Annotated in this window: 12 protein-coding genes and 1 pseudogene; 7 read left to right on the top strand and 6 right to left on the bottom strand. The window is 33.2% G+C overall.

Annotated features, from left to right (window positions below):
* Positions 1 to 140: 140 nt before the first annotated feature.
* A complete protein-coding gene (locus OEA66_RS00175) occupies positions 141 to 443 on the top strand; it encodes a hypothetical protein (RefSeq protein WP_267279448.1) in 303 nt (100 codons plus the stop codon).
* 103 nt (positions 444 to 546) lie between these two features.
* Here OEA66_RS00175 and OEA66_RS00180 read toward each other — a convergent pair whose 3' ends face one another.
* Positions 547 to 834 carry a helix-turn-helix transcriptional regulator gene (locus tag OEA66_RS00180; protein WP_267279449.1) on the bottom strand — a complete coding sequence of 96 codons (288 nt, stop codon included), beginning with the start codon at positions 832 to 834 and terminating at the stop codon, positions 547 to 549.
* A gap of 78 nt (positions 835 to 912) precedes the next feature.
* Here OEA66_RS00180 and OEA66_RS00185 point away from each other — a divergent pair, with 78 nt between their 5' ends.
* The 3 genes from OEA66_RS00185 to OEA66_RS00195 all read left to right on the top strand — a co-directional run bounded on the left by OEA66_RS00185 (position 913) and on the right by OEA66_RS00195 (position 2,606).
* Positions 913 to 1,539, top strand: a complete 627-nt coding sequence (locus tag OEA66_RS00185) for a Crp/Fnr family transcriptional regulator (protein ID WP_311136902.1) — start codon at positions 913 to 915, stop codon at positions 1,537 to 1,539.
* A 73-nt stretch (positions 1,540 to 1,612) separates the two neighbouring features.
* On the top strand, positions 1,613 to 2,071 hold the full coding sequence (locus OEA66_RS00190) for a GNAT family N-acetyltransferase (protein WP_267279450.1): 459 nt from the start codon (positions 1,613 to 1,615) through the stop codon (positions 2,069 to 2,071).
* 7 nt (positions 2,072 to 2,078) lie between these two features.
* Complete coding sequence (locus OEA66_RS00195; RefSeq protein ID WP_267279451.1) at positions 2,079 to 2,606, top strand: GNAT family N-acetyltransferase; 528 nt, start codon at positions 2,079 to 2,081, stop codon at positions 2,604 to 2,606.
* 442 nt (positions 2,607 to 3,048) lie between these two features.
* Here OEA66_RS00195 and OEA66_RS00200 read toward each other — a convergent pair whose 3' ends face one another.
* On the bottom strand, positions 3,049 to 3,687 hold the full coding sequence (locus OEA66_RS00200) for a response regulator (protein WP_267279452.1): 639 nt from the start codon (positions 3,685 to 3,687) through the stop codon (positions 3,049 to 3,051).
* Positions 3,677 to 5,668, bottom strand: coding sequence for a tetratricopeptide repeat-containing sensor histidine kinase (locus OEA66_RS00205; RefSeq protein WP_267279453.1), 1,992 nt, complete (start codon positions 5,666 to 5,668; stop codon positions 3,677 to 3,679). Before OEA66_RS00205 ends, OEA66_RS00200 begins: the two co-directional genes overlap by 11 nt.
* Positions 5,669 to 5,845: 177 nt before the next feature.
* On the opposite strand from OEA66_RS00205, the gene OEA66_RS00210 reads away from it, so the two are divergent.
* The 3 genes from OEA66_RS00210 to OEA66_RS00220 all read left to right on the top strand — a co-directional run bounded on the left by OEA66_RS00210 (position 5,846) and on the right by OEA66_RS00220 (position 8,570).
* Positions 5,846 to 6,256 carry a hypothetical protein gene (locus OEA66_RS00210; RefSeq protein WP_267279454.1) on the top strand — a complete coding sequence of 137 codons (411 nt, stop codon included), beginning with the start codon at positions 5,846 to 5,848 and terminating at the stop codon, positions 6,254 to 6,256.
* A gap of 220 nt (positions 6,257 to 6,476) precedes the next feature.
* On the top strand, positions 6,477 to 7,073 hold the full coding sequence (locus tag OEA66_RS00215; RefSeq protein ID WP_267279455.1) for a DUF4468 domain-containing protein: 597 nt from the start codon (positions 6,477 to 6,479) through the stop codon (positions 7,071 to 7,073).
* Between the two features lie 1,119 nt (positions 7,074 to 8,192).
* Entirely contained in the window at positions 8,193 to 8,570 is a 378-nt protein-coding gene (locus tag OEA66_RS00220) for an RNA polymerase sigma factor (protein WP_267279456.1), read from the top strand.
* A gap of 716 nt (positions 8,571 to 9,286) precedes the next feature.
* Here OEA66_RS00220 and OEA66_RS00225 read toward each other — a convergent pair.
* The 3 genes and pseudogenes from OEA66_RS00225 to OEA66_RS00235 form a co-directional block, all read right to left on the bottom strand.
* A pseudogene (locus OEA66_RS00225) lies at positions 9,287 to 9,952 on the bottom strand (transporter); the annotation flags it as partial.
* A 772-nt stretch (positions 9,953 to 10,724) separates the two neighbouring features.
* Positions 10,725 to 11,339 (bottom strand): flavin reductase family protein, encoded by a 615-nt coding sequence (locus OEA66_RS00230; RefSeq protein WP_267279457.1) that lies wholly within the window; start codon positions 11,337 to 11,339, stop codon positions 10,725 to 10,727.
* A gap of 189 nt (positions 11,340 to 11,528) precedes the next feature.
* Complete coding sequence (locus OEA66_RS00235) at positions 11,529 to 12,299, bottom strand: TspO-related membrane protein (protein ID WP_267279458.1); 771 nt, start codon at positions 12,297 to 12,299, stop codon at positions 11,529 to 11,531.
* Between the last annotated feature and the right edge of the window lie 70 nt (positions 12,300 to 12,369).

Here is a 12,369-nt window from a genome sequence, read left to right on the forward strand (position 1 = left end):
AACAGGTCTTCTTATGATATGAAAGTTATTTTGATATTACGCTCTTGATACAAAATCAAATTAGATTGGATCTTTTTTCAAAAGTTATTGAGTAAAAACTACTTCTCCTTTTCTGTATTTCTGCAGCAACATTCAACAATATGGTGAAGGAAAATCTCTATACTACCGACATCGAGGCTATGAAAAAGTACAATGATATAAGGAAGAAATTCTACAACAATGATTTTCCGGCAGCTACAGGGTACAGGTTTAAAGACTATATAGATCCGACTCAAAACTGGAGGTCGAACTGGTTGTCTATCTTCCGAAATAGAAAAACGGTAGAAAATCATCTTTATTTACTGCAAAATGAAGCTTTTTATACCCATATCATTTTGGTAAGCTATATTTCGATTTTACAAACATCATCTGCCTCTTTCCTCTCTCAGGTCACTTTCCTTTAGAATCCTTAAACCTTCTTATTGATGGTGATTTTCTTTTACAATGTAGTACTTTTTTAAATTTCTAAATTACAGCTCAGGATAAACATCGTTATAAGATCAATCTTTAATCGCTGTCTTGACGGTCTGCCATTTTTTTTAACCATACACACAGGTCAATCTCCGAAGTAAGGTCAAGTTTTTTCCTAAGATTATGTCGGTTGTTATCGATTGTTTTTATCGACCGGAAGGTATAATTGGCTATTTCTTTGCTGGTGAACCCAAAATATAGATAGGCACAGAGTGTAAGTTCTGATGTTTTCAAATTTGGTCTATAAGTGATCAGATTTTCATGAAGATCAGGATAAATTTCCTTAAATCTAGTCAGAAATAGCGGGTCTTTCTTCTTCGCCATTTCTGCAAGCTGCTGAAAAGTATCAAAAACTCATGTCATTTCAGTATGGTGAGTTTCCCTCTATTCAAAATTTGGAAATTGAAAGTACAAGAAATTTGTATCTTTGAACATCGTTGTAAACCTTCATTTATATTAGAACCAATGGATATTGAACAAATCCTTGATAAGATCTATCCGTTATCAGAACCTTCCAGGCTGATACTCAAAAGTTATATCACAGAGTTAAGCTTTCCTAAAAATCATATCCTCATCTCCTCTGATAAAATTGAAAAACAACTTTACTTTATCAAAAAAGGGATTGCGAGAACATTTGTTTTCAATGACAGTGATGAAACTACATTTTCTTTTGGAAAAGAGGGTGACACCATTATTTCTTTCAAAAGCTACATCTCCAATCAGAAAGGATACGAGGATGTGGAACTGTTGGAAGATTGTATCGTTTACAAACTCAATACGCAAGACTTGCGAAAGCTTTACAATGAAAATATAGAGATTGCCAATTGGGGCATCAGATTCGCAGAGAATGAACTCTTAAAAGCAGAAGACAGATTGCTTACAAGACAGTTCGGCAATGCTTCCGACCGGTATGAAGTACTATTAAAAAATTACCCTAATCTATTACAAAGAGTTCAATTAGGCTATATTGCCTCCTATCTAGGGATCACACAAGTCAGCCTAAGCCGCATCAGAGCCAGCATCAAATAATTACTTTTTTATCATTTGTAAAATTCTTCTATATTTTTAATGCAGAACTTTGTATAAAATTATACAAGTAAAGATGACCATTAGAAAAGCTGTAAAAAAGGACAGCACGCAAATTTGGAATCTCATGAGAGAATTGGCTGTTTTTGAGAAGTACATTGATAGCTTTGCAATTACTCCGGAAATCGTTCGGAAAAAAGGATTTCAGAAGCAACCACCAGATTTTTATTGTCTAGTGGCCAGTGACAACGATCTCATCATTGGTATTTTGGTGTATTATTTTTTACCATTCACAGCCCAAAACCGTCCTGCTATTTATATGAAAGAACTTTATGTCGATCAGAATTATCGCGGTCATAAGATTGGTGAAAAATTGATGTTCGCACTGAAAGAAGAAGCTATCATGAACAATTGTTTACAGATAAAATGGACCGTCGCACCTTGGAATACATCAGGTCAAAAATTTTATGAAAGAATTGGTGCATCACAGAATAATGACTGGCTCAGTTACGAATGGAATACAGAAGAAAATTAATAGAAATATGCGACAAATACAATTAAGAAAAGCAGCAGACACGGATCTTATCAACTTGCAAAACATTGGAAAGCTAACATTTTCCGAAACTTTCTCTTCAGACAACAGTGAAGAAAACCTGAAAGCATACCTGGAAACTGCTTTTGCAACCGAGAAAGTCAAAAGCGAACTGTCAGATAAAAACTCTGAATTTTATTTTGCAGAGGATGGGAATAAGATCATCGGTTACTTAAAAGTAAATTATGGGGCTTCGCAAACTGAAATCAAAAACGAAAATGCACTTGAAATTGAAAGGATCTACGTATTGAAAGAGTTTCATGGAAAAAACGTCGGACAAATACTTTACGAAAAAGCTATTGAGCTTGCCATAGAACGAAAGGTAGATTTTGTCTGGCTGGGTGTTTGGGAACAAAACCTGAGAGCAATCCGATTCTATGATAAAAATGGATTTACAGCATTTGACAAACACATATTCAAGCTGGGAAACGAAGAGCAAATAGACATTATGATGAAATTGACGCTTGCCCGAAATTAACAATCTAATGAAGTTATCATATCTTCATACAATCATTAACATTATAAGTAATCCCCGACAAATACGTCGGAGATTACTTTACTTCAATAATTTTCAGGATTCAGAACATTAAAATTCCCCCACTTCAAACATCTCGATGACCTCGAAATCAATGAATTACAAACTGGAGCTTTATCCATCGAGGACGAATTAAATTATTTCTAGAATGAAGATAAAGATGGACAACAAGTTGTAAAATTATCCATGTATGCTGAAAAAGTTAAATAATCTTATTTAATATCTTCTTTTAGCTGCCTATATATGTATCTGCAAAAAGGAATTCCGGTTCTTTCATCACACGACTTTTCGAATATCGTGACTATTTCGTTGTTGGTCTGAACTGTACCGTTTTTGGAAAAGCAATAATAACATCAAGCCCTCCCAACAATTTCATTTCTCAATCTTACCAAATTAAATTTTGTTGTATTGCCAACGTTATCAGTTCTGTGGAATTCTTAGCCTGAAATTTTTGCAGAAGATTTTTCCGGTGGGTATCTACTGTTAAAGAGCTCAAGCATAATTCTTCTGCAATGATCACACTAGTTTTGCCTCCTGCCAGTAATTTTAATATCTGTTTCTCTCTCTTGGTAAGCCTTGGAATGCTTATCAATTCATTTTTAGAAGGTTTACTGATCATCTGTTTTGTTTCGTTACAGAAAACAATATTTCCCGAGAGTGCTCCTTTTATACAATCTATAAGTTCTTTGACTGAGGTATTTTTCAGAAGATATCCGCTTGCTCCGTTTTGTATGGATTGCATGATGACACTTCGTTCAGACCGGTTGCTGAACATGATCACTGAGGTATTTTGTGAGACTTTTTTAATTTCTTTACAAAGTTCTATCCCGCTGATATCTGGAAGTGTGATATCAAGGAGAACAATATCTATATTATTCAATTTCACAAAATCAAGAATTCCTTCTCCTGATGTAAAGCTCTCTGAGATATGAAAAAGAGGCTCATTTTTCAGCATGGTCTTTAATCCCTCCAATACAATGGGGTGATCGTCAACAATAATAATATTTATTTTCTCAGATGGCATTCGTATCCAGTTCTATGTTAATGGTGGTGCCTTCATGATCAGAGTTGATCTCAAGTTTGCCCTTGAGATAACCTACCCTATTTCTGAGATTTCGAAGGCCCATACTATTTGTTGTTTTATAGATATCCTCTGCAAATCCTTCACCGTCATCTTCAACCGTGATCATAAAATGATCCTCAGACTGTGAGCACTGAAGCAAAATATGATTTCCTCCGGAATGCTTCACTGCATTGGCTAATAATTCTTGTACAATTCTATATATATTGACCTGTATCGGAAGTGAGAGCGTACTTTCAATATTCAAGGGCTGAAAATCGACTTCCATATCTGTCCTTGTATAAAATTCGCATAAATCATTAAGAGCCGTTTCCAAACCAAAATTGAGGAGTGACTCCGGCATCAGGTTTCTTGCGACATACCTCAACTCACCCACTGACCGATCAAGTTGCTCAAGAATTTTGCTGAACTCCGTATTTTCTTCTTTAAAATAACTTGATGACCATGATGAAAGATTTATTTTTACACCAGCCAGCATTCCGCCTAAACCATCATGAAGATCACGGGCAATGCGCTCCCTTTCTCTTTCCTCACTTTCAAGTATAGCTTTTGTAAGGGTAAGCTCTTCTTTTTGTCTGATGTCTTTTATTTTCTGCTGAAGATTGATCTCTTTCTGCTCTGAGATCTTATTATTTTTCCTGTAAATGATCATGAATAAAACAAAAAGACTGATGATCAGTAGCAAGCTGAGACCCAGCCCCCAAAGGTAGGAGTTCTTTTTGTTGACTTCGAGTTCCTTTTGTTTTTTTTCTGCATGTAAGGTTGCGATCTTCCTTTCTTTTTCTGCGGTGTTGAACTTTTTTTCAAGTGTATTGATTTCCAGTTTTATATTTTCAGAATTTAAGCTGTCGTTCAGCTTTGAATACTTTCTTTCCCAAGACAACGCATCAGATGAGTTTCCCATTTCCTCATTCAAGTTGGATAGCTGTCTGTATATTGTTTTTCTGTTATTGGCATCTATTACGAGCGTTTTTTCTTTAAGAATATTTTCTAAAACATTCTTGGCTTCTGTATATCTTTTTAGTTTTCTGAAAATGTCACATTTGTTCAGATAAAACATTTGTGCCAAAAGATTTTGATTAAATTTTATAGCGTATACCAATCCCTGTTCTATTACAGGAAGCGCTTCTTCGTTTTTTTGTTTAGTGATAAGATATAAAGTTTTACCATATAAATAGGCAGCGTTCGCAGAAGATTCGGGATAAAGCTGAATCATTTTTTCTGCCTTGTCTAAAAAATTCTTGGCTTTGTCACCCTTCGCCTGATAACAGAAATTACTCGACGAGCTTAAGTAGGCATAAAATAATTCTGCAGAATTCGGAGAATTTTTTTGAAGATTTTCAATTGCTTTATTATTATAATATTCCGCTTTTTGAAATTCAGCATTGTAGGTAAATGTGAGAGCAAGCTGAGTGTATAAAAACCCTAAAGTTCTACTGGTCTCATATTTTTCGACGAGGGGAATGCTTTTTTCCAGCATAATTTTTATAAAAAAAGGATAGCCTTCCTTATTTTTTTTAATTAATCCGTAGTTAAACCACGACAATGCTTGAATTATATCAGATTTTTCAGTTTTAAATCTGCCTAGTTCTTTAATGGCCATCTGAAAATATCCGGAAGCTTTTTCCTTGTCTTTTTCTAAAAAATACAGCCCATTGTAGTAATAAAATTCAGCCATCAGAAATGCATTGTTTTTCGATAATACCCTTCCTGATTCCAAGCATTTTTTACTCCAGGAAGAATCTGTATTTCTGCTGTAGTTAGAGAGTAAATAATATGCATCTGCCTTTTTACTATTGTCTAAATGTGATTTTACAACGATCTTTAAGCTGTCTTCATATCGCTTTTCATTGAGTGGAGAGATCTGTTGTGAGAATAAGCTCAAAGAAAATAGAATACTTAGCAATAGGGTGAGTCTCATCATTACATTCAGTTCTTTTTAATTGTAAGAATTTTTACAATATAAAAAAAAATAAAGAAGTAAAAAATACCTAAAAGCAGGTAGATATAAATACTGTTTTCAATGGATTGACTGCCGAATCGTTATAATTTAGTTTTGTAAGGTATAACTCAATATAATAAAGCTTTAGCAAAAAGAATTATGAAATTAAAAATCACCACCCTATTTTTCCTTATTTCTGCAATTGCGTTAATTAGCTGTTCCAGAGAAGACAATGCAGAGCAGGATTACGAATACACTTATCAATTGACTGGACCCAGCAACAACAAGTTGGTAGTTCAATATACCCCAACGATGACTGATCCCAATATAACGGAGATCCCGGACGACCTTGAATACGAAGAGCAGGTAACACCACCTTGGCAAAAAACTGTCAGACTTCATAAAAATATTGGTGGTGTTGGTTTTTCTGCGAGCATTACCGAAGGGACACCGGGGGCAAGTTATACAATTTCAATTTTAGATAAGGATGCTAATATCCTAAAGACAACTAATTTTATTGTCGATACATCCGGAGATGCAGGTGCACTTCTGAACTACTATAGTGATTGACCGAAACTCGATTTATTTTTATCATAGTATATGATTAAATTATTTTACAGGTACATCAGGAAATCCATTAAGAAACAGAATATTTACAGAACGTGCCGAAGCAGGACTGCAAACAATGATATCAGACTAGCGAATTTGCTGGGTCATCCACTGGCTGAGATTCCAAAACATTAACTGTAAAAATCCTGAATTTATCATAACCTAAAAATTTTAAAATATTATGAAAATAAAAAATATCAGTATTGTCATACTTTTGCTTGCAACGCAACTAAGCTTTGCACAATATTTCAAACTGACTCCAACTGGATTTTTGTCCAATGAAGAAAACGATTTTACTGTCGTAGATGTGCCAAATGTGAAACAAAAAGATCTGTATAGAAATACGCTCAATGCTATCAATTCAATTTTCAAAAATCCACAAAAAGGACTTAGTGTCGTTGAAGGTGAAAGCATCAGTATAACAGCATATGAAGAAGAAGTTCTGCCTGTAAAACTTTCTAATGGGCTCGGGAAAACAATTCGTAAATATGATCTATCATATAAACTAACCTTTCTTTTTAAAGATGGCAAAATTCGGATCAACAGTCCTGATTTTGAAGCTAAAAGATATGTTGAAGGTACCTACAGAGGGGCAAGTGGCTGGACTGGTGATGAATGGGTCACCTTAAAACTTTTGAAAATTGGAAAATCTAAATTATATCTATTCGAAGATGATGGAAAAATAAGATTTGAAGATGCTTATAATGGTTTGAACAATCACTTCAATTCCCTTATAAAAGAAATTATTAATAAATCTCAAAGCATAAACAATTGGTAATATTGATTTACAATCAATATTACCAATTTGATTTTTTTTAATTATGTATGTTATGAAATAAAATCACAATAAGCTCTTCTGTTAAGTATATAACAAATATGAGCTTATCATATAGGTTCTTTTGTCCTAGTAATTGTTTTTTAATTTTCAACGAAAATTCAATATTTCATTTCCATCCCACTCTTGTTCTCCATAAAATATAATCTGGATTCTGGTTCTCGATAGATTATATATCTTCTACAGAGGGATCATATCAATTTCATCTTGTGTGAGCTCCGGTAAATTGTATTTTTTTTCGCAATTTGTCGAGTTCATTTTTACTGACAACCGGATAGATGCTGCCCTCTGCGTTGTATTGAGTTACGAATTTCTGTGGTGTGCCCTCAAAAAAGTAGATCCTATCAAAAAGATAGGCCAAGTATTTCAGATCAATGTCAACTTGATCTTCAAGCATTAACTGGTAAGTACTTTTCATCAGTTCCGGGGTCTGATATGGAATTTTGGATGATATATCATCAAAGCAAAGATCAACAATGTGAAAGAAAATTCATTCTTGATAACGGAGCGGGTCTCAATGCTATTTTCACTAAATTTTCCAATAAAATTAATTTAGATTTTTATAGCCAGGTAACAGACAATCTTATAATTAGATAATACATTATCATTAAAGCTTACATGCCTGCAGCATTTTCCACTGTATTTTTTTCAAAAAAAAACTTATCAAGATTGCTTTTATTAAACTCCATATTTCATTTACGAAAATCAAAACCCGGAATATAAAGATTAAATTTTTAAACCATCCTATTAAAACAAGAAGGTAATAAATATTTTAATTTTACAAATCAAAATGTCTTCCAGCCATTGTATATGGAGCGTAACAATTTATGATTTTGGCATTAGGCCAATGTATTCACAGGTTTCTCAATAGCTCAAAATCCCAAGAAATCATCTGCTTCTCTCTAGCAGTACCTGAAATTTTATTACCTATCAGAGTTTAAAATTTAGCTCATTATATTTTTAGCACAGCATTTGCTATGTGAAACATAACAGCAGGAATTTAGTGATTGAGAGGAAGGGTCTGTACAATAATAACAACTTTAATATATTCTTTGTCGAATCATGAAGATCAAGCAATTACAATATTCAGATACCGAATTATTTCTGTTACTTAAGACAAGAGAAACAAAATATTTCAATTATATTTATGATTTTTACAGCCCTGTTTTATATGGTTTTTTACTAAACTCAGGTCTGTCAGAAAAATATTCAGCAGACATTTTGAAAGAGACCTTCGTCAAAATCTGGAATAACCCCTCAGAATTACCTTCCCATAATAACTTTCTGCTATGGCTGTTACAAATCACAATCGAAAACATCAAAAATTATTTACAAAATCATCATAGAAAGTTTACTATTGAGATTAAAAACTGTGCAGCAATTTCAATCAAATTCACAGATGTTATAGAACCTGCCCTCACTAATCAGTCCATTGCGTAATACAAGTTGTAGGTTATTAAATCGTTGATAAATTATCAATTTTCTTAAAATTATATTTTATTTGGCTTATATTATTTTTGTAAAAGGAGTCCATATAAAACAAGGATTTAGATTGGTGTAATCCATAGTTTTATTGAAAATATTCACATAAAGGACTTCGTATTTATCACCAAACAAATAGGAGAATCTGAGCAGCCGTCTAAAATAATGCAAAAAAAAGCAATTCAAAAAGTTTCGCCACTAAAAAAATCAGCATTATGGCTTCAACATTTTAAAACAATTGTCATCTAATTATACACTTTTAGTAGGTAAGTAATCTACACAATATCCTCAATAAAAATTTTTCTTTTCAAATACTTTTTAAATACGTAATATTTAACTCTTATATACTTCATAACGAATAATTTTAACACAATACCACTTTACAAATAATATACCATACGATAAATCTTTAATTGACGTAAAATTTCAACCAGAATAAGATTGAAATAGGAAAAAGCAGTTCACTGTTTTTAAAATCTGTTACTGAATTTCGATAGTTTTATTGCTCATCAACTTATCATAAAACTTTGAATAATATAGCACTTGTTTGGAAGACCTTCAGGATAAAAGCTCATCTAACACTTTATAAAGCAATCCTAAAAATACCATGTAAATTGTTCAAGGCATTTTATATTGAGTAAAATTGCTCACATACATTAAATTTCATCTACTATTTAAAGGCGATAAGAGGCGCCGATAAAATAATGCTTAGCCGCTGTATGCTGTATACCAATGTTTAGACCGGCATCCAGTTTAAAATCTTTGGCAACATCCAACTGAAGGGATGCGTTGATGTAGTTCGAAAATTGATGCTCTTTGAAATCGTAGGTGTAGTATGTTTCTGCGATTCCGTCTAACCCTTTTATGATGGAATGACTGATGGTCAGAGTCTGTAAGAATTCAGTATGCATGGATTGCTGATCCTGATCTTTGAGCCGGTCTATTTCTACCTGAAATCCCAGATTCCATTCTCCGGGGAGTTTATATTGCATCGGTACGATTAATCCGCCTTCGAGTCTGCTGTCCTCATATCCGGAAATGGGGAATTTTACGTAAGGTAGTAATGCCAATGCGAAGTTACCACCATCATTTCCTATAAGATTTTGTTTGATTCTAAGAGTGAGATCACCATGACCATCATTAATGGTTTTAGAATCTGAATCCAATTCTTTTTCGCTCTGCCTGCCGTAAGTTTGGTAACCGATCTGTACCGCTGTTGAATTGGTAAGCCCGATCTTAAGATTCATCTGGTTAATCAATACGGTATGAGTCTCTTTGGATTCACTTATTTCCCTGATGGTTCTAACCAAATCTGTTTCTAACTGGAAATGTCCGGCATCTACAGTATAAGGAGACTAGGTGACATCGGGACGGTCGGTTTCCATGTCCCGCATCTGTGTTCGGGGCACAGGGCTGAACAAGGAGAAATTTTTTTTTGAGGCTTTCTGACCAAATCCTTTTAAAGGAAATAATATTCCGCAAAAGATCACCATTATAGTCGTAAAATTTTTATTCATATCAAACTTTTTTACCGATATTACTTTTAAAACTAAAATATATTGGTTAAATTAAAAGTTGTGCCGTTATTGATAAATTGACTGAACATTTTATTTTTATTTACTAGCTTATCACCATTGATGACAAAATGTGAATTCTATTCATTAAAGATAATATCCAGTAAGTCTATTTTCTACTGATATGCTTAAAATCTTGAGATTCTAAGTCTTCACAAAATGGTCAACACTATTATATGCAGGCAGAATCTAAAAGACCCAACTAATAATAAAGTAAATACTTTTTATAAAAGAAGGATTCAATATTTTGAAACAAGCAAATCAAGCTTTAAAACTTAAATTGGGAGACTCTCAGATTAAACAAAATATATGGATTTTTAATGGATTATATATTAATGTTGCAAAAGATGGAAAGATTATTCATCGTGATACAGAAAAAAATAAAGTATGAAAATCATAAATATTTTACTTATTTGTATTATAACCATGATCATTTCATATCAGTCAAATACAAATGAATAATTTGATTTTGACAAATGTAAAATAATGACCAGGATTTTAGATAATAATTACAAAATCAAATCTATTATTGCGACTACTAAGGCTTCGCGTATTTCATTCTTTTAATTAATTGGGTGGTATGATAACCATCAAGAGAAGAGCCGGCAATGGTTCCTGCCTTTTCAATATCAATAATATCGTTGTATTCCCAAATTTCACCTGGGAAATATAAATCCACAATTTCACCAACAATCAGTTGCGTACCATTGCTTTTGATAGAAACAATTTCTTTCAATTTTAAACCCATTTGTATCGGCGACTCCAGAACAAAAGGCGCAACAAAATTATTTTTGTAATCAATGCCCAGTCCTGTAGCATCAAATTCTGACTGTTCTCGCTTGTATCGTGCCGATGTTTGATGTGCTTTTTCAAAAATATCTTTATTAACGTGGTTAATTGTATAATAGCTTGTTTGCTTTATATTTTCCAAGGTGTGTCTTTCAACGGAATCGGGGCGGGAAATAAACCCTATCAAAGGAGGATTTGCCTCAATGTGCATCACCGAATTAAATATAGCAAGATTGGTTTTTCCTTCTTTGTTGAAAGTTCCAATTAAATTAAGACTTTTGAAGCCGCTCAGGGAATTGATCATTGCAATTCTTCTCCTTTCCTCTAAATCAGCTATCTGTTGATTGGTAAAATGAGTTAACATCAATTATTTTGATTTATTTTTAATTATAATATATTTATTATGTTCATATGATAAGTGATCTTTAATTTGAAACCTCCTGGTATTTAGTGTTTTAATTCCTTAGAAAATATTTTAATTTACAAAAACTGATAATAAAAATATCACAATCAGACTGTTATTTTAAAAGCGGAAATTTCACATAAAAAAACATTAGTTTAAGGGTGCGGTTCTTTTTTTAAACATCTGAAAACAAACATTTACAAAAATGAATATTGCTGTAATGATAGCCGCAATGTAAACTGTCTGGTTGGAATCCTGATTCGCTACCGCAATAGCAATTAATGCCCAGACCGCAACCAACGCAAATGCGCTCATGTTCATCTTCCAAACCATATACAAATGAATAATTGTTGCAACGGCAAACATCACAAGAGTCCAGCTAGCCTCCGAAATTCCAAACCCTGACCATTGTATTTTTTTCAAATAGGCTGCTACATCTGCTATTAAAGCGACAGAGATCCAACCTGAGTAGATATAAAAGGGCAGACGAAGGAAAATTCCCGTTTTGAAGTCTTTAGATTCTATCAGACCACGATTATTTCCAATAATTTTCAGCAAAGAGATAAATAAGAGAACCATGATTGGAATGCTAAGAAAAGTATATTCGTACAACCAGGTCAATACCCATAGACTATTCGCAATGCAGGAAATAACAAACCACCATCCAACATTTAAAACAGTCTTCTCCTTGGCATCTGTATTTTTTGTAAAAGGACCGAAATAAATTACAAAACCAAGAAGCCCGAGATAAATAAGTGCCCAAATGGAAAAAGCATATCCCGCAGGAGTAAACAGATTCTGATACTTGGCTGAAATGGTTGCCATCGTTTCATTATTAAAAATTCCGGTGTTGGATAGATAGTTGATGCCAATTGTTACCACCAGAGCAACCATATTTAAAATTTGAAATCGCCTTGTCATAGTTTATTTTTTAAAAGGTAATCTTTTATTTTATATTTCAGTTAAATTAATCAAATTTCATCAAGCTAAG

The sequence above is a fragment of the Chryseobacterium luquanense genome (genome assembly GCF_026460945.1).
GTDB classification, from domain to species: Bacteria; Bacteroidota; Bacteroidia; order Flavobacteriales; family Weeksellaceae; genus Chryseobacterium; species Chryseobacterium luquanense.